Origin of the sequence: Gilliamella sp. WF3-4 (assembly GCF_001690275.1) — a bacterium.
GTDB classification, from domain to species: Bacteria; Pseudomonadota; Gammaproteobacteria; order Enterobacterales; family Orbaceae; genus Gilliamella; species Gilliamella apicola_C.
The window spans coordinates 1-20,288 of the sequence record NZ_LZGW01000052.1 but is presented as its reverse complement, the minus strand read 5'-3'; the positions used below and the strand labels follow the sequence as shown (position 1 = coordinate 20,288).

14 protein-coding genes are annotated in these 20,288 nt (G+C 34.1%); 13 read left to right on the top strand and 1 reads right to left on the bottom strand.

The annotated features are described in order from the left end of the window. Nucleotides 1–10 precede the first annotated feature (10 nt). Nucleotides 11–574, top strand: a complete 564-nt coding sequence (locus A9G47_RS11495; RefSeq protein ID WP_065568044.1) for a phage baseplate assembly protein V — start codon at nt 11–13, stop codon at nt 572–574. A gap of 18 nt (nt 575–592) precedes the next feature. On the opposite strand, the gene A9G47_RS11490 is transcribed toward A9G47_RS11495, so the two are convergent. Further along, nucleotides 593–913, bottom strand: a complete 321-nt coding sequence (locus A9G47_RS11490) for a hypothetical protein (protein WP_065568043.1) — start codon at nt 911–913, stop codon at nt 593–595. Between the two features lie 216 nt (nt 914–1,129). Between A9G47_RS11490 and A9G47_RS11485 the strand changes: the two genes are divergently transcribed. The 12 genes from A9G47_RS11485 to A9G47_RS14025 all read left to right on the top strand — a co-directional run bounded on the left by A9G47_RS11485 (nt 1,130) and on the right by A9G47_RS14025 (nt 19,641). Continuing rightward, on the top strand, nt 1,130–1,510 hold the full coding sequence (locus A9G47_RS11485; RefSeq protein WP_218057102.1) for a phage GP46 family protein: 381 nt from the start codon (nt 1,130–1,132) through the stop codon (nt 1,508–1,510). Next, entirely contained in the window at nt 1,503–2,570 is a 1,068-nt protein-coding gene (locus A9G47_RS11480) for a baseplate J/gp47 family protein (protein ID WP_065642940.1), read from the top strand. The genes A9G47_RS11485 and A9G47_RS11480 overlap by 8 nt, the downstream gene beginning before the upstream one ends. Then, the gene (locus A9G47_RS11475) at nt 2,561–3,151 is read left to right on the top strand and encodes a YmfQ family protein (RefSeq protein ID WP_065642939.1); all 591 of its coding nucleotides are present in this window, start codon (nt 2,561–2,563) and stop codon (nt 3,149–3,151) included. The genes A9G47_RS11480 and A9G47_RS11475 overlap by 10 nt, the downstream gene beginning before the upstream one ends. After that, nucleotides 3,144–4,151 carry a phage tail protein gene (locus A9G47_RS14525; RefSeq protein WP_081303650.1) on the top strand — a complete coding sequence of 336 codons (1,008 nt, stop codon included), beginning with the start codon at nt 3,144–3,146 and terminating at the stop codon, nt 4,149–4,151. Before A9G47_RS11475 ends, A9G47_RS14525 begins: the two co-directional genes overlap by 8 nt. Nucleotides 4,152–4,169: 18 nt before the next feature. Beyond that, on the top strand, nt 4,170–4,778 hold the full coding sequence (locus A9G47_RS11465) for a tail fiber assembly protein (RefSeq protein WP_065642938.1): 609 nt from the start codon (nt 4,170–4,172) through the stop codon (nt 4,776–4,778). Nucleotides 4,779–5,442: 664 nt separating this feature from the next. Continuing rightward, complete coding sequence (locus tag A9G47_RS11460) at nt 5,443–7,458, top strand: hypothetical protein (protein ID WP_065642937.1); 2,016 nt, start codon at nt 5,443–5,445, stop codon at nt 7,456–7,458. A 176-nt stretch (nt 7,459–7,634) separates the two neighbouring features. Further along, the gene (locus A9G47_RS11455) at nt 7,635–8,498 is read left to right on the top strand and encodes a rhodanese-like domain-containing protein (RefSeq protein ID WP_065642936.1); all 864 of its coding nucleotides are present in this window, start codon (nt 7,635–7,637) and stop codon (nt 8,496–8,498) included. A 35-nt stretch (nt 8,499–8,533) separates the two neighbouring features. Beyond that, nucleotides 8,534–12,295 carry an Ig-like domain-containing protein gene (locus A9G47_RS11450; RefSeq protein WP_065642935.1) on the top strand — a complete coding sequence of 1,254 codons (3,762 nt, stop codon included), beginning with the start codon at nt 8,534–8,536 and terminating at the stop codon, nt 12,293–12,295. 86 nt (nt 12,296–12,381) lie between these two features. Continuing rightward, a complete protein-coding gene (locus tag A9G47_RS11445; RefSeq protein ID WP_176700706.1) occupies nt 12,382–16,572 on the top strand; it encodes an RHS repeat domain-containing protein in 4,191 nt (1,396 codons plus the stop codon). A 51-nt stretch (nt 16,573–16,623) separates the two neighbouring features. Beyond that, on the top strand, nt 16,624–17,094 hold the full coding sequence (locus A9G47_RS11440; protein WP_141674855.1) for a hypothetical protein: 471 nt from the start codon (nt 16,624–16,626) through the stop codon (nt 17,092–17,094). 512 nt (nt 17,095–17,606) lie between these two features. Beyond that, a complete protein-coding gene (locus A9G47_RS14030) occupies nt 17,607–18,362 on the top strand; it encodes a hypothetical protein (RefSeq protein ID WP_065642932.1) in 756 nt (251 codons plus the stop codon). 523 nt (nt 18,363–18,885) lie between these two features. Next, entirely contained in the window at nt 18,886–19,641 is a 756-nt protein-coding gene (locus tag A9G47_RS14025; RefSeq protein WP_065642932.1) for a hypothetical protein, read from the top strand. The last annotated feature ends 647 nt before the right edge of the window (nt 19,642–20,288 follow it).

Sequence of the window (20,288 nt, the reverse complement as noted above, 5' to 3'; positions counted from 1 at the left end):
AGGTATTCTAATGCGTAAAGTTTTAAATAAAATAATGAACCTAGTTTCTCGTGGCTATATAACATTTAGTGATAGCAACAGCAAATGCCAAACGTTACAAATCAAAATGTCGGGCGGTGAACAAAAAAGTGATATTGAGCATATCGAGCCGTATGGGTTCACATCAAGGCCATTAGATGGCGCAGAAGCTGTTGCATTATTCTTAGATGGTGATAAATCGCATGGTGTGATTTTAACCACAGGTGACCGACGTTATCGTATTACATCGCTCAAAAAAGGCGAGGTTGCCATTTACACAGACGAGGGTGACGCTATTATTTTTAACCGTAATAACGAGATTAACGTAAAAACTAAAAAATTTATTGTTAACGCTGATGATGCAATTGAACTAAATACTAAAAATTTAGTTGTTAGCGCATCATCAGGAACACAATTTAATACGCCATTATTCAAATCATCTGGAGAAATAGCAGATAAAACCAGCACTATTTCAAACATCAGAACCATTTATAATGGACATACACATAATGAAACAAGTACCGTAACACACAACCCAAATCAAAAAATGGGTTAGTTTGTATAAACGTTTAATTCAAATAGGGCAAATTGCGCCTTTATTATTGTCAAAATAATACGCCATTTCAAACAGGGCACCTTTTGCTAGCACCCACAGGTGACCCGCCTGTTTTAATGCGTCGTTTTTAGATGCTAGTTTAGGTTGTAACATCCTCATTACTGCATAAGTTGAGCATAACATACCTTGTCGTGCTTGCTCATTTTTAGCATTACCAGATGATATTATTTGAATATTAGTGAGCTTATCTTTTTCGTCAATGTTTAACATGACGGCAAACGTGAGATTACCTAATTGAAATTCTTGATAACCATTTGCACCATCATTGAATAAAAGCAACTCATCTATTTTTATTTCTGCGCACTGTGGAAATGTTTTGAAGTATTTTTTTATGCCTTTATCAAACTGTTTAGCGGTTTATGGCAGTTCTTTTTACTCCGTACTTGCTGAACTTGCTAATAAAACCAAAGCTAATAAAGATAATTTTTTCATTTTTTATTCCTTATTCTGTGAGTTAGTAACATGTTTATAAACATTAATGACAAACTGATGTCAATGTCATCACATACAAAACCACTGTACCGAGCCTTAATCATTTCGCTATTCACATGGCGACGCAAAAACACCAGTGATGATTCAAAACACCCCTTTGGTTGGTGGGGCGATTCATACCCTAGTATAGCAAATGACAAAATTGGATCACGCCTTTATTTATTGTCTCGCTCAAAATTAACCAATCAAACTGCCAATTTTGCAAAAATTTATATAAAAGAGGCGGTGCAGTGGATGATTGATGACGGGCTGGCATCACGTATTGATGTTTCAGTAAAGCGAACCGATTTAACCGTTTTAGTGGCAACCATCAATATTTATAAAAACGATGGCAGCAGTGAAGAATTCAAGTTTGACAACTTATGGAGTGATATTAATGTCTAGTGGATTTTCAAGACCAACCTTACCCGATTTAATCACAACAATACGCAATGATTTATATGCGCGCCTAGCCGTCGATGATGAATTAATTTCATTACGGCGCAATGATCCAGAAGTTTATGGACGAGTGATAGCAGGGGCTACCCATGTATTATTAGGCTACATTGAAAACATGGCTAAAAATATTTTACCCGATCAAGCAGACGAAAATTGGTTAATTCGACATGGCAATATGAAGCGTTGCTATAGAAAACAGCCAATTCCAGCAGCTGGCTATGTTCGATTTGATGAAATATCTGATGGAATAACTATCACAAAAGGTCAAAAAATCAGGCGCCAGATAGATCAGAGCCTGTATACAGTTACTGAAACAATAACATCTACAAATAACGTTTTAAGAGTGCCTGTTATTTGTGATGAGGTAGGCAAAAAAGGCAATTGTGATGATGGCACTAAAATGTCACTGATTACCCCTGTTACAGGTCTATCATCAACATGTTTTGCCGATTCAATAGAATCAGGTGCCGATATTGAAGATTTAGAATCTTTCAGAAAACGTGTTATAGCCAGATGGTATTACACGCCTCAAAGCGGAGCCGATCAAGATTATGTACAGTGGGCAAAAGAGGTTCATGGTGTTACACGAGCTTGGTGTTACCGCCATTGGGCGGGGGCGGGTAGCGTTGGCGTAATGGTGGCAAATAGCGATCCGGTTAACCCAATTTTAGATAGTACAACTATTGAAAATATAAAAAAACATATTGAACCACTCGCACCGGTTGCTGGCGCCATGCTGCTCGTTTTTTCTCCTGCACCCAAACCCATTAATTTTAAAATTATGGTCACCCCTGATAATCCAGAAATTCGCTATCAAATAGAAGCCGAATTGAAGTCATTTTTATTAAGAGAAGGCAATCCACAAACAACGTTATTTAGGTCGCGTATTAGCGAAGTGATAAGCGCATCATTTGGTGAATATGCCCATGAATTAGTTTATCCCGACAAAGATATTTTTATAGAAAAAAATCAAGTGGCTGCTTTTGGAGGGATTGAATGGATTTAGACAAACAATACCGAAATATGGTAGGGCACTTATTGCCCTATGGCCCTGCGTGGAATAAATCAGAGCCAATACTGCTATCACTGGCATTAACATTATCAAAAACTCACGCTAGATTAGATGATTTAATGCAAGAGGTTAACCCCAAGACGACGACAGAGCTGATAGATAGATATGAGCAAATATGTGGATTACCCGATAGTTGTTACCCGTCGGAGGTTCAAACGTTAACTACTCGGCGTAACCGTTTGGATTCAAAAATAAATTTGGTCGGCGGCATAAGTAAAGCATTTTTTCTACAAGTCTTAAAAGCCAACGGCTATACAGATGCCACTATTACAAACTACAACAATGATATATTTACTTGTGAATCAACATGTGACGATTATCTATATGATGAGGAGTGGCGTTTTTACTGGATAGTAAATATCCCTCACAATTATCAAATCACAGAAATGACTTGTAACGATGAATGTGATTCATCTTTGAGAAAGTGGGGTGATAAACAAATCGAATGCATAATTAATAAATTATGCCCATCACACACTTATGTAATTTTTAAATACGGAGTAACAAATGCATAGAATTGATACAGCCACCGCCCAAAAAGATAAATTTGGGCAAGGAAAAAATGGCTTTACCCGTGGTAACCCACAAACTGGCACACCAGCAACGCAATTAGACTATCTTTATTGTGATGCTATTCAAGAAGAAATTGCTAATGCGATTGAGTCAGCAGGTATTAAGCTTGATAAATCAAAGCACGATCAACTCGCTACAGCCATTAAGGAATTTGTCGAAAAAGGTAGCGTAAAGCTTAACTCATCAACTAACAGCACATCAGAAACAGAAGCAGCAACACCGTTGGCTGTAAAAAAAGTTAACGATTTAGCAACTGAAAATCATAACAACTTATCAAATGTAACTGATAAATTTACATCGAATAATAACGAATCTATTGTATTTTCGCCGAATCATAGCTATCACATAGTGATGAGAAACGACGGTGTTTGCGGCGTTTATAATCATTTAACAAATAAATTTGCGTGGCTAATTACACCCGATGGAGGCGTTGATGGGTATATCGGTTGTGATCGCGTGGTCGGTTTAGATGATTATGTTCGGTTGAATTCAGTACCTGTCGGCATCCCACAGCCGTGGCCACAAGATCGTCCGCCGGTCGGTTGGTTTGAATGTAATGGTGCTCAATTCAATGTAAATCAATTTCCGAGGTTAGCTGCTGCGTATCCAGACGGACGTTTACCAGACTTGCGGGGTGAGTTTATACGCGGATGGGATAACGGTCACGGCGTTGATCCTGGTCGCGGTATTTTGAGTTGGCAGAATGACGCTATTCGCAATATTTGGGGACAGTTAGAAACTTTTATCACGGGCGCACAGCACGACGGGATCGGAACTGGCGCGTTCTCTACTAGCATGAACTCTTCTGGGGCATACCAAACAGGGAGCTGGTCGGGCGGCTCTCATCAAAAAATAATATTCGACGCATCTCGTTATGTTCCCGTTGCTAATGAAAACAGACCTAGAAACATCGCATTTATGTATATAGTTAAAGCTGAATAACAAATAAGAGGATTTACAATGAAATATCAATTACAACCAGAAGTAGCTATTTTAGATAATAATGGATTAACAGTGAAGGCAGGTTATGCAGTTATTTACAATTTTGACGTGCTAACTGGCGAATACAAAAATGCCAGTTATCAGTATTTACAAGTTGGCGTCGGTGTGCCGGCTAACTCATGCATAGATGCACCGAAATCGGTGAAAGAAGATAAAGCGATTGTTCGTCAAGACAACAAATGGGTTTACCTTAATGATTACCGAGGCAAAAAAATCTACTCAACTACAACAGGCGTAGAATCAACAGTAACAGAAATTGGCGACATTCCTACAGATTACACACTGTTAAAACCAAATTCTGAGTTTGATTCTTGGAACGGTGAAGCATGGATATTAGATGAAAATAAACAGCATCAGCACCATGTAAATGTTGCAACAGCACAGAAAAAACAGCTATTAAGCGAAGCTACTATGCAAATTGATTATCTACAAGATGCAATTGATACTGATATTGCAACTGATGAAGAAAAGGCGTTATACGCGGATTGGAAAAAATACCGAGCTTTACTCAATCGCATTGATGTTGATACGGCGCCAGACACCAATTGGCCAGAAAAGCCACTGTAATAATTAACCGCTCTGGGTAATTGTATTTGTTTTTTTTGTGTATAAACAGTGCAATTATCTGGAATGCCTTTATTGACAAACGACATTACGCCAATTCTGACATTACTAGCGTTGTTGCATTATTTCACTATTATAAGCAAATCCCTCTAAATCGATATGAAGTAAGCTGAATTTAGTTTTTTAGATCTAAATTAGTTTTAGTGTCAAAAGATAATACATTAAAAATTATAAATTCTTTTGTTTAAAAGCAAATAAAGAATGTTTCATCTAAATACTAACAAGAGAACTTATTACAAATTTCATTTCTTATTAATTATTATAATTGTTATTTTTCATACCAAAATAAGATTATCTTTCTTGATTATCTATATGCTTAATGATTAATTTTATATTAATGAAAAAAACATTGGCATTTGATAATAGGGATAACAAATTGTGAACTAGCAATGTATTTTGATTCAGAATTAGACAGTAGTTAATTAGTAGTAATAGTTTATTAATTTACTTAATTATCTACACTAATTGCTTATAGATATAAAAAATAAAGCCTTGAGCTTTATTAAACGATTCTCAAAGATCAATCTATAAAAAATAGGAAAAGTTATTTTATTCGCTTATAAATGGATTCATTCAGAATAAAAATATTATAAAAGGTCAATTATAAATGAACATACTTTTAAAATGCAGACAAAAATATTATTGGTACTTTATATGGATACTTTTTTTCTTCTGTAGCGTTACTTCTAGCAAGTTAGTATTTGCGCAAGATGCGATATGTGCAGAAGTAAAAATAGTTATAGAACAAAAATTATCATTTGAACGGCAAGCATTTGATGCTCGAATGATAATTAATAATGGCCTAGAGGATTCGATACTAAAAAATATACGTATAGAATTGCTCTTTACTGATAGAAATAATCAACAAGTAGCGACAACTCAAAATGCTAATGATAACGATGCAAAGTTTTTTTATCGCATTAACTCATTATCTGGCATTAATAGTATTAATGGTGATGGTGAGATAAAAGCAAAGACTAAAGCTGAAGCTCATTGGTTAATTGTTCCTGCATATGGTGCGGCGCAATCTGATGATACATTATATTATATTGGAGCTAAAGTTACTTATACATTGAATGGACAAGAAGTAAGCGTAGAAGTTCCACCTGATTATGTTGTAATTAAACCTCAGCCGTTATTAACATTAGATTATTTTATACCAAGCGAAGTTTATGGGGATGATCCCTTTACGCCTGAAATTGAACCCTCTATTCCTTTTACATTAGGTGTACGTGTTAAGAATGAAGGTCATGGTACTTCTTATAAAACTGTCATCGATTCTGCACAACCTAAAATTGTTGAAAATAAACAAAATTTATTGATTGACTTCAATATTTTAGGTAGCTATATGGGGGATCATGCGGTCAACAAAAGTTTATTATTAGATTTTGGTGATATTGCTGGGCACTCATCTAAAGTTGGGCGTTGGGATATGATGACTAGCTTGCATGGTAAATTTGTGGAGTTTGATGCGACTTTTACCCATGCTGATACGTTAGGTGGCTCAGTAACATCTTTATTAAAAACAGTAAATACGCATACTTTGATTCATAATGTAAAAGTAGATTTACCCGATAGAGATAATATTACAGACTTTTTAGCATTAGATGGTGATGTAATTCGTGTATATGAATCCGAAGGATTCAACACAGATCTATCAGATCAATCACTTAATGCCACACTCACTACAGTTGGTAAAGAAACAAAACTCGTTTTTCCAAAAACGGAAGGACAAGTTTATGTAAAAATAGCTGATCCAAGTTTCGGCAATCAAAAGATGAATAAGGTAATTCGTTCTGATGGCAAGGTATTACCTGCAGAAAATATTTGGCAATCCAAAATTCGTAACGATGATTTATCTTGGTCTTATTATATTCATTTATTTGATACTAATAGTACAGGAAGTTATACCTTATATGAGAGTGATATAAACGAAACAAAAGCAATAGTAGACACGTTTTTAGTAACAAAAGGTGCCAAATATTCACTTAATGAATTATTACCAGAAAACTATTATTTTGAAGCCAATAAGTCTTATATGATCGAATTTATTGGTAACATAGCTTCTCGTATTTGCTCAGGAAAGAATAATTTTGATGAAAATTCTAAAAAATGCAAAACGGATTTAAATAGGAATTATACTTTTGAGAAAGATGCTTTTAAGACAGATATTTTTATCCCTTCTAAGTCAGGTATCCTTCATGGAGATAGTCACTTCACAGGAAATATCTATCTACTAGCCAAACAAACAGAAACGATAAAAGTGATCGTAGTGCCTCTTGATATGGAAAATTCATTAACCAACACGACCTCAATTATAAAAGGTTTTCGATATTCATTAAATGAATTATTACCTAAAAATTATAATTTCCAAGCGGATAAGTCTTATTTGGTTAAGTTTTCTGGCGTTGCAATGACTAGTCGTTATTGCCCAGGAAAGGCAAATTTTGATTTGGAAAGTAAGGTTTGTAAAGCAGAAGTAAGTAGAGATTATAGCTTTAAATCCGATATATTCATTCCGTTTAAATCAGGTATTCTTGGAAAAAATAATGAATTTACAGGTAATTTCTATATGTCTGCTACTAAGGATGGAAATATCAAAGTATATGTAACACCATTATAAAAATTATTTGATCATCCCTATCAATCTTAACCTATATAAGTAAAACATATACTTATATAGGTTGTGCTTATGTCGCTTGTTTTATAACAAATATCCAGATTTATATTCTATCTTAATAATAAATAAAAATTAATTGTGTTAAAACTTATTTAAATAACTTGAAAAGAATTTTAAAAATGTCAGTTTGTCATTCTAATTTGCTATATAGATTATTATTTTCTTGTACTGTTTTGTCTTTTTGTTGTCAGATTTCTGCAAATGAAATTAATAATTGTCAAGAAGATATCCAAAATTATAGAGATCTTTTTACTCATTTGCCTATTAATCAACATAAAGAATCATTAGATAAGACGTTTTGGTTAACCATTGAACAGGCGCGTAATTTATCAGATGATGTAGTATGGATAGATGTTAGATCGAACTTATTTAACTCAGATAATCAATTAGGTATTTTAACTATCCCGCTTAATCATTTAGAAAAAAAGGATTTTCTTTATGATAAAACAGTAGTATTAGTTGGAACAGGTTTTGAACAACAAACGATTAATCGAACAATCAATACGCTAAGGCAAAAAGGTTATAAGCATCTTTTTGCTTTATTAGGGGGGATTAGAACGTGGTCCAAGCTAAAAGAACAAAACCTACAGTTATCAAATACAATAACCCCTGAAGAATTTCTATTAGGTAGTAAAACTATTAACTGGCAGATCATTACAATTGGTTTAATGCCACAAGATATTAATACATTACCTGAAAAACCTATTAGAAATTTTAATTTATCAGAAGAATCTAATCTAGCTATAAAACATTTTTTTAAAAATAAAATTATTAACAATGATACCTTTATACAATATGTATTAATCCCCCCTAATGAACATATCACTAAATTATTAAAACGCAAATTAACGTTTCCTGAGTCAAGCGAAGTTGTTTGGTTAGAAGGCGGTTTAGCTGGTTATCAACAATATGTGAAGCAACAGGCAAACTTGATTAATAATGCAGGCAAGAGTTTGTCTAAGCCTTGTAGGCTAACGCTATAATTTAATAATAAATTTTAACTCTAATGGAGCAAAAAATGAAAGTTTATAAACGATGGAAAAATCTATCTTTAAAATTAAATATAAAGCCCTCAAAAAGACAATCAATAAAACAAAAAAATAAATATGCAATCCTTTTCTTTGTTTTGTCTATATTTGTTTATCATTCTAGTTATGCTGCTACAAATACTGGATTATATGGTGACGATCAATATGCAGGTCCTTTTCCAATAGGATTTAGCTTTAACTATTATGGTAGCAATTTTGATAAATTTTATGTCACAACTAATGGTTTGATTCAATTTACTAACCCAACTAGCTCCTTCATTAATTCTTGTCTTCCTTCTTATAATGATACACTGTATGTGTTTTGGGATGATTTAAGAACCAATGTTGCAGGCCAGCCGACAGGGACTATTCAGTATGAAACTCAGGGTGAGGCACCTAATAGGAGGTTAATTGTTCAATGGACTAACCAGTATTACTTTGGTAGTAATCTTCCCATGGGAACATTTCAGGCTATTCTTTATGAAAACTCTAATCAAATTAAGTATCAATATCGTTATTTGATAGGCGAACGTAGCAAAGGTAGCAGTGCTACAATAGGTATCCAAGGCACAACTTCAAACTATACACAAATAGGTTGTGACACTGCAAATGTTATTAAACCAGAACAAGCGATTTTATTTACACCAAATAGTGATTTTAGTAAATATATTGTTGATCAAAATGCATCTTATAATTTTTTTGACATTTCAGGATTAACGTCAGATGCACCAATACCAGTTAACCGTTATAGCCATCAAGCGCCAAGCTGGTCATGGCAAAAAATTAGTCCACTCAATAGTTATGAAATTGATATTCAAGATCCATCTGGTAATACAGTGTATAGAGAAGTTGTTGGCGATGTAGGTCAATTTACATTTGTTAATGATTTGCAAAATGGTCAATCTTATCGAGCACGTATTAGAGGAAGTATTAATAATGGTGGAACATGGGAAATGTGGTCTCCTCTTTCAACTTTAGTGACTATTGATACGATAAAACCAGTGGTTAAGCTCAAACAATTTAATCGTATTAATAGTGATACAGTGAAAGTGATTTTTTCAACTTATGATAATTTAAGTGGCGTTAAATCTGGACATTTACAAATAGCAACTAACCAGCGCTTTGATACACCTCTCATTGATCAAGATATCCAAATTGATGCAAATAGCTACCAAATTTCGAATTTGCCAGTTAAAGATAATGAAGTATTATATGCGCGCTTAAATGTAACTGATAAAGCTGGTAATGAATCAGGTTATACAGAGCCTTTCGCTATCGGTGTTACAGCGCCAATATTAATTCAACCAGTCTCTAATTCCACGGTTAAAATATCAAATTTAAAGGTTCAAGGTAAAGCTGAGGAAGCTGGAAAAGTGCAGCTATATTTGAATGGGAGAATGGTTAATGATCCAGTTACAGTTGATAAAAATGGTTATTTTTATCAAGTTGTTGATCTTAAAGCCGAGGGGAATTATCAATTAACGGCGGTACTTAATAATGATTTTGGTATAAGTGAACACAGTAAACCTGTTTCAGTTAGTTTTAAACTACCGACACCAAAGGCAACCATTATAACACCAGCAGATAATCAAGTGATTTTTGCCCCTATGGATATCCAGATATCTGCAACAGATGAATTAGGAATTGATAAAGTTGAAGTTTACCTTGATGACCAATTATTTTCAACATTAACCAAATCTCCTTATCAAGTTCATTGGCCATTAACACAACAAAATAATGGTAAACATAAATTAACCGTTAAAGCGATTAATACCAGTGGTAAAGTTGTTACAATTGAACGTGAGGTAATGGTTAAAATGGAACCTCCTGCACCACCGCCGACAGCTTATACAGGGAAAGTTACCAATATCAATCCAAAAGTTAGCTATGGACTACAGCCTATTACAATTACAGGACAGGCGATTTATCGGAAGGATAATACTGTGGTTGCTAATGCACCAGTTAAGTTAGTATTAAAAGTTAATGGTTTTGAGCGGAAAATTGCCATTGCAACTGATGATAAAGGAAATTTCTCTTATACTTTTATGCCTCAAGAAAACGATGCAGGTATATATCAAGTAGCCATTATTCATCCTGATGAATTAATTATGACTTCACAAGCTAGTTTTGAAATTAATCGTATCGCCTTTAATTATCAAAATTATCATCTAAAAGCGGCACGTAACGTTGCAATGCCTATAAATATGGTAGCTAAAGCGAGTATTACTGCTAAAAATTTACGTTGGGTATTAACTGCAGATAATCAGCCAGATGGTATTTTGCCAAAAGGGATACAAATAAAATCTGAACCAATTGATATAAATAGTGGTGAAACTGAATTGACCATGATTAATTTCATTGCTGATGATACAGCAACCGAAAAAGGAAGTATTTATCTTGTCGCTTTAGCTGATGAATCAAATGATTTAATACGAGGTAAATTGAAAATTGATTATCAATTAGGACAAGCAATGCCGACCCTTTATGCGGTTCCAAATTATATTCAAACGGGTGTGCAACAGGGAACAATGTTGAGTACCAATATTCATTTAGGCAATAAAGGATTGGCTAAAGCAGAAAATGTTCAAATTGAACTTCTTGATGAAAGTGGTAATCCAGCGCCAAACTGGATATTTATTGCTACTGATAAAACAATTGAATCAATTGCTGTTGATGAACAACTACCTTTACAAATTGTTGCTCAACCAAATAACAAGGTAAGTGATGGTGTTTATCGTTTTAATCTTAAAATAGCAGAGAATAACAATATATTAGGATCAATTCCCGTCAGTATTTCAGTGACACAAAGCGGTCTAGGTATTGCACAATTTGATATTGCTGATATCTATACAGCAACATTGGATAAACAAGGTAATCCTATTGCAGGCGTAAAAGGTGCGACGATTAAGTTGCAAAATGAAGCTGTGCTTACTCAACAATATAGCATTATCTCTAATGAACAAGGGATCGCCTTGTTAGAAAACCTCCCTACAGGAGTTTATCGCTATCGTGTGAGTGCACCAAACCATACGGATGTGTCAGGTCGCATTGTTATTCGCCCTAATACTACTATTAATGAACATATCTTTTTAGAGTACCAAAACATCAATATTGAATTTGGTACAACAGAAACAGAAATTAAAGATGTTTATGATATTGAGTTAAATGCAACTTTCAATACTTTGGTACCAGCACCTGTTGTTTTGATAGAACCTATGTCTATTAATTTAGCGGGCTTACAAATTGGTGAGGAAAAAGTGGGTGAGCTCACTATCACTAACTATGGTCTGATAGAGGCTAAAAATGTGGTATTAAATTTACCGAAAACTGATAATAAATTTAAGTATGAATTTTTTGGAGAAATACCTAATAGTCTCCTGCCTAAGGAAAAAAGAGTTATTGCTTATCGAGTCACCGCCCTTGATCCGAACCAAACTCAAAGTGTTAAACCAGAAGCAACGGTTGAAACAATGTTATTTAAAAGTAAAAATGCGGCTAGTAGCTGTTATTTAGCGCCTTATTTAGAGCTACATGACAGTATATGCGCTAATGGCGACATATCTAAAGGTAATAGCGGTGGTTATTTTTATCAATATGTAGGGCAATGTTCATTAGCAGATTTTAATTGGGACTGGGGTTCAGGTACTAATTCAGGTAGCGCTTTAGGCTCTCCTTTAGCCATGCCAATAGCACCAGGTTGTGCTCCAGAAGCTAGTTGTGCGAGTGCCGGTACGGCAAGCGGTGCTAGGTAATTTAAAAAATGAAAATTAGTGTGTCAAACAACACAAAGGATCGCAACATGATAATTAAAAATATAAACAAGTATATAGCAATCTTTATGGTGATGACAATAATGATTGCCTCATCATCTAAAATAGCGTATGCACAACTTTATAATGGTGATATACAAAAAATATCTGGTACAAGTGACGCTAGTGTTAAATTACCAAATACAGAATATACTGAAAGTACGATTGACCTAAGGGTCAAAGTACTTGGTGGTGAAGTTAAACTTAATCGAACTTGGATTAATGGTCGTTGGTATATAAATCCGGCTTGGGCTAATTTACGTTTTGTTCTTGATCCATTAGATGATAGTGTTAAAACCATTGATCGTGCAGGTACCATGTATCAACGTACTGGTAAGGAACAATTATACACCTATAAACACATATCTATTAAGAAAACAGATAGTGGGTGGCATTGGTTCGATCAACAGGGAAATTGGATTAATTTTGATGATAAAGGTCGAGTTTTAGAATATGGTGATATTAATAATGTAAAAGTTAGTTTTATCTTAGACAACGAAGGACGCCGTATTGCTATCAAAGATCATTTTGATGAACAGGTATATAGTTTTATTTATGACAATCAAGAACGTCTTATCAAAGTTAGTGATCGTGAAGGGCGAACTGTAAGTTATGAATGGTCTGGAAATAAACTGGTCAAGGCCACGGATGTTCTTGGTCATGTATGGCATTATGGGTACGATGCAAATGGACAACTAAACCAAAAAACTGATCCAGATGGTGGTGTAACTAAAATTGATTACACCGTATCAACTCCTGCACCGATAACCGCTATGATGAGTGGTAAAGACGGAGGGGTTATTTCAAAAAAAACAGTTGTGACAACTGGTTCTGATAATCGCGATACAAAATTGGCCCAAGTAGGTAAAATTACCGACAAAACTGGTGCTATAACAATTTTTAATAGTCAATATAATCGCGTTAATAAGCAATATACCATTACTGTTAATGATCCAGTAGGCAAAAAAACAGTTACTGTATTTGATGCCAAAGGTCGTGTTATTACCAAAACAGTAAATGATAGTATTACTGAATCCTATCAACGCGATAAAGCTAATCATTCGGTTAAGTATACTAATCAACGTGGATTAACAATAACCACGCAATATAATCAATCCGACTATCCAATAAAAATCACTTACCCTAATGGTGCCACAGAGCTTTATGAATACAATAAAGCCAATAAACCAATAAAAATCACGAATACTAAAGGCGATGTAATTAACTTTCAGTACGATGCTTTTGGTCATCCTATCGAAGTTGTATATGCGGCAGGTAAACCCGAACAACGTATTATAAGCTTTAATTATGACAATTATGGTCAACAAATTGTCACGACTATTAGTGGTGGTGATAAAGCGATTAAATTGCAACAAACTTATGACCGCTATGGCAATATAGCAACATATACTGATGGTAATGGCTATCAATCACAATACACTTATAATATTCAGGGACAAGTAAAAACAGTAAAAAACCCACTACAACAACTATGGCAGTTTAACTACAATTTAGCGGGTTATCTTACGGAATCTATTGATCCACTTAATCATAATGTATCTTTGTCGAACGATAGAATGGGGCGATTAATCAAAGTCGTCGATGCGTTGGGTAATAAAACCCAATATAGTTACAGTTTTAATCAGAACGGTTATGAAACAAAAGTCGTTGATGCGCTCAATCAAACCACTACTTACCAGTATGATAACTTATATCGCCTAATCAAAACCATTAGCCCAACGGGGTTAGTCACTCAACAAACGTATAATACCGATGATAAACTCATACAGGAAGTAGATGTTGCAGGGAATATCTTAACTTATGAATATGGTGAAAAAGGTTCTAATTTAGCGGGTTTATTAGCTAAAGTTATTTATCCAACCTTTACTGAGACATATAATTATAATGCTTTAGATAAAGTCACTGAGATTAATCAGCAATTAGATAAGGATACTACATTAACCAATCATCGTATTTATGATCAATTAGGATTAATGATCAGTGTTATTGATGCAGCGAATCGGGTCTCACAAACAGAATATAATGCTCTAGGGGAAATAGTAAAATCTATAGATGCTTTAGGTCATGAAACCCGTTATCTGTCAGATTTATTAGGCAACATAACGCAAGTCACCGATGCAAATGATAACCAATACAGATTTGAATATGACAAAAATAATAATCTTATTAAAGAAACCAAGGCATTAGGAAATGAGGTTGAGTATAGCTATAACCAAGCAAATCTATTAATCGAGAAAAAACAAGCAAATGGCAACCGTATTCAATACCAATACGATGCGGCAGGAAATCTGATAAAACAAAGATATATTGAAAAAGGTCAAACAACTTCAAGTCAGGTTGTCGCTTATAGCTATAATCAGGCTAATCAATTAATTGATATACTACAAACTGGTGACACCCATTCCCACTTTGTTTATCAGCACGATAAACTTGGTCGAGTAACTCAAGAAACGATTACTTATGGCACAGGTGCAGATAGTATTACTAAGACTTTGCAATACGCTTATGATCAAGAGGGGAATTTAGCTTCCATTAGCTATCCTGATAATACTAAAATAACCTATGGATATGATAAAAACCAACTAAAACAGGCAACACTGGCTAATGGCGAAGTGATTAAGTGGAGTGATTACCACTGGTTTATGCCATCTAAAGTGACTTATCCTAATGCAACGCAAACTAAGCAGTATGATTCATTACAGCGCCCTTTACTGATAGGGTTAACGGCGAATCGCAAAACATTATTAAATCGTCAATATAGCTATGATAAGGTGGGTAATATAACTCGTATCGCAACAGAAAACGGGGAAAACAATTACCAATATGACTTATTAGATCGGCTTATTCTTGCTAAACCTAATATTGAACTACAAAAGAATGGACTCACTGTAGAGTCTTATAGCTACGATGCTATTGGTAATCGCATCGGTAGTGCGCAACAATTAGGCGAGTGGCAATATAATAAATTTAATCAGCTAATCAAATGGGGCGAAGGCGCTAGTCAAACCACCTTGACTTATACGCCTAATGGTCAGTTAGCCACTGAAGTTAGTGCAGATAAAAAATTAAGCTATCACTACAATGCAGCAGAGCGCCTTATCAGCGTTAACGATGAAACAACTGAACTGGCGACTTATCAATATGATCCTTTTGGTCGTCGTATCAGTAAAACCATTAATGGTGATATCACCTATTTTATTTATACAAATGAAGGTCTGATTGCTGAATTAGACCATCGTGGTCAGATGACGGTTGCCTATGGTTGGGTACCTGATACCGAATGGGGAACAAGCCCATTGTGGCAGGCAAGTTTAACTGCAGCTAACCAGACGCTACAAACTGCGTCTTACCATTATCTCATTACGGATCATTTAGGTACGCCACAACTGGCCATTAACAATCAAGGTCAGCAAACATGGAAAATGCACAGTGACGCTTTTGGTAATGCGGTATTAGATCCTAATAACCAAATTACTTTAAATTTACGTTTTCCTGGGCAATATTATGATCAAGAAACGGGACTTTCTTATAATTATTTTAGGGACTATAATCCTAAAATAGGGCGTTATATCCAAAGCGATCCGATAGGCTTAAATGGCGGAATAAATACCTTTAGTTATGCCAGTGGCAATCCGCTTTTATATCGAGATCCCTTAGGGAAATTTCCAATAGTCTATCCCATTTTGGGTGGCATAAGGGCATGTTTGGCAAACCCACAATGTGTTGCAGTTGTGGGAGGCAGTATAGCTTATGGAGTATCAAATAGCATTAAATTGTTAGAGGAATATAACTATGGTTCATCAAATAATGATCATGCTTTCTGTCCATCAGTGTCTACCTCTACTGAAAGCAAGAAAAAAATCACTGTCCCAAGAAATCCAGACCCACGTTGTGATCCAGATGCAGAATTAAATACTTATTACCATGAGTTGAAAGAATTGAGTGCACAGCATGAATGCAACGGTGAAAAATACACAATAGAACAAATTGAAGATGCAATAGAGATCAAGAAAAAAGCTTATGCAGCTAGAAAAAGACACCATGATTTTTGTTATAACGGTGGTGATCCAGATCATGTTCGGCAATTAGAACAGATGCATAGCGAAATAAAAAATTGTTATACCACTCGTAATAGATTAATAAAAGAACGTCTAAAAAAGGAGCTTCGTGAAGATTTTATTCAAAGATTCAAAAGGTAATAGCACCTGAACAGGAAAAATATTATTCAATAAAATAACAGAGGCATTTTCTTGGCGAGAGCGTCCGAAAGAGATGCGGGAATTAGGATGCTTTATTTTTATTTACTCCATCAGGCATATGCATATTATTTACCTGAGTTACTCATTACTTCAGCTAAAGCTATGGATATAGCTGAAGATGAAGCTATAGTTAGAGCTGAAGCTAATGCTTTAGCTATAGGGAAACAAAAAGCAAGGTTTAAAGGTTTTATTATAAATAAAACCGTATTTTGGATTAGGGATTTTGAAAAAATACTGTCTAATAGCTATTTATTTAAACGCTGGGCTACATTAACCATTGAAGAATATTTAGCAGTTAAAGCTTGGCTAATATGGATTACAAGAGAAGATACATATCAAGATGCTGAAGATATCTATCAAAATGATGAAAGTGTTTGTCAAAATAATGTAATGAATTCTTTAATTAGCCTAGACAAACTTATTGACCTTGCTAAGCAACGAGAAAAATGGCGCTGTAAATAAATTTATGTATTTGCCTATTTTTGAACTAAGCGAATGAGTAAAAAATAGGTAGATACAAAATGAATGAAAAAAGCCTAAGAAAAATGGTAGTGAAGTAAGTTTAAATATCCCCCTAAAATAGTACAAATCATAGGAGAACATATTATGTATCAAAAAATTTAGTGCAGAGTTTAAACAATAGGCAGTGGTTTGATATTGCTTTATCCACTTATTTAATGCGGATTTAGTGATGCAATACTCAGCAACAATATTCGTTTATTTTTTAGCATGTTGATATAGAATCACCATCTGTTTTTTTTTAATTGGTAAGTAAAACGGCGTTTTTTTCTTCTTGAAATGCGATTTGTCATGGGTGATTTCTTTTGTTTTTTTGTTTATCGTAACAATAACCTGATAAAACGGGTACTAATTAGTATAGCCAGTCCAAATATTTTGGTGAAGATCAATCAGATAGATAGTGAAATAAAAAGATGTTATAAAATTGGTGATAAATTAAAAAAGGAGCTTCGAAGATGAAAAAGGTAATAGCACCTGAACAGGAAAAATATGAAGTTATATATGAAAAAATATTATTCAATAAAATAACGGAGGCATTTTCTTGGCGAGAGCGTCCGAAAGATATGTGGGAATTAAGTTTTGAAACTGCAACAATAATAATGCCTGATGATGAAATAGCGCTAAAACAATTTTTGGGTAAGAATTGGCAAGATATCACTCTTGATATATACGTAAACTATGATGATGCTTTATATGTATTTACTCCATCAGCCTATGCTTATTATTTACCTGGGTTACTTATTACTTCAGCGAAAGCTATGGATATAGCTATAGCTGAAGATGAAGCTATAGTTAGAGCTGAGGCTGAAGCTGAGGCTAAAGCTAAAGCTATAGATATAGCTTTAGGTAGAACCAGAGCTAAAGTAAGAGCTAAAGCAAGAGCTATGGCCAGAGCTGAGGCTTTAGCTAAAGCAAGAGCGATAGGGGATAAAAAAGCAAGGATTAAAGGTTTTATAAATATAGTTGTATTTTGGATTATGGATTTTGAAAAAATACTGTCTGACAGCTATCTATTTAAACGCTGGGCAACATTAACCATTGAAGAATATTTAGCAGTTAAAGCTTGGCTAATATGGATTACAAGAGAAGATACATATCAAGATGATGAAGATATCTATCAAAATGATGAAAGTGTTTGTCAAAATAATGTAATGAATTCTTTAATTAGCCTAGACAAACTTATTGACCTTGCTAAGCAACGAGAAAAATGACGCTATAAATAAATTTATGTATTTGCCTATTTTTGAACTAAGCGAATGAGTAAAAAATAGGTAGATACAAAATGAATGAAAAAGCCTAAGAAAAATGGTAGTGAAGTAGGTTTAAATATCCCCCTAAAATAGTACAAATCATAGGAGAACATATTATGTATCAAAAAATTTAGTGCAGAGTTTAAACAATAGGCAGTGGTTTGATATTGCTTTATCCACTTATTTAATGCGGATTTAGTGATGCAATACTCAGCAACAATATTCGTTTATTTTTTAGCATGTTGATATAGAATCACCATCTGTTTTTTTTTAATTGGTAAGTAAAACGGCGTTTTTTTCTTCTTGAAATGCGATTTGTCATGGGTGATTTCTTTTGTTTTTTTGTTTATCGTAACAATAACCTGATAAAACGGGTACTAATTAGTATAGCCAGTCCAAATATTTTGGTGAAGATCAATCAGATAGATAGTGAAATAAAAAGATGTTATAAAATTGGTGATAAATTAAAAAAGGAGCTTCGAAGATGAAAAAGGTAATAGCACCTGAACAGGAAAAATATGAAGTTATATATGAAAAAATATTATTCAATAAAATAACGGAGGCATTTTCTTGGCGAGAGCGTCCGAAAGATATGTGGGAATTAAGTTTTGAAACTGCAACAATAATAATGCCTGATGATGAAATAGCGCTAAAACAATTTTTGGGTAAGAATTGGCAAGATATCACTCTTGATATATACGTAAACTATGATGATGCTTTATATGTATTTACTCCATCAGCCTATGCTTATTATTTACCTGGGTTACTTATTACTTCAGCGAAAGCTATGGATATAGCTATAGCTGAAGATGAAGCTATAGTTAGAGCTGAGGCTGAAGCTGAGGCTAAAGCTAAAGCTATAGATATAGCTTTAGGTAGAACCAGAGCTAAAGTAAGAGCTAAAGCAAGAGCTATGGCCAGAGCTGAGGCTTTAGCTAAAGCAAGAGCGATAGGGGATAAAAAAGCAAGGATTAAAGGTTTTATAAATATAGTTGTATTTTGGATTATGGATTTTGAAAAAATACTGTCTGACAGCTATCTATTTAAACGCTGGGCAACATTAACCATTGAAGAATATTTAGCAGTTAAAGCTTGGCTAATATGGATTACAAGAGAAGATACATATCAAGATGATGAAGATATCTATCAAAATGATGAAAGTGTTTGTCAAAATAATGTAATGAATTCTTTAATTAGCCTAGACAAACTTATTGACCTTGCTAAGCAACGAGAAAAATGACGCTATAAATAAATTTATGTATTTGCCTATTTTTGAACTAAGCGAATGAGTAAAAAATAGGTAGATACAAAATGAATGAAAAAGCCTAAGAAAAATGGTAGTGAAGTAGGTTTAAATATCCCCCTAAAATAGTACAAATCATAGGAGAACATATTATGTATCAAAAAATTTAGTGCAGAGTTTAAACAATAGGCAGTGGTTTGATATTGCTTTATCCACTTATTTAATGCGGATTTAGTGATGCAATACTCAGCAACAATATTCGTTTATTTTTTAGCATGTTGATATAGAATCACCATCTGTTTTTTTTTAATTGGTAAGTAAAACGGCGTTTTTTTCTTCTTGAAATGCGATTTGTCATGGGTGATTTCTTTTGTTTTTTTGTTTATCGTAACAATAACCTGATAAAACGGGTACTAATTAGTATAGCCAGTCCAAATATTTTGGTGAAGATCAATCAGATAGATAGTGAAATAAAAAGATGTTATAAAATTGGTGATAAATTAAAAAAGGAGCTTCGAAGATGAAAAAGGTAATAGCACCTGAACAGGAAAAATATGAAGTTATATATGAAAAAATATTATTCAATAAAATAACGGAGGCATTTTCTTGGCGAGAGCGTCCGAAAGATATGTGGGAATTAAGTT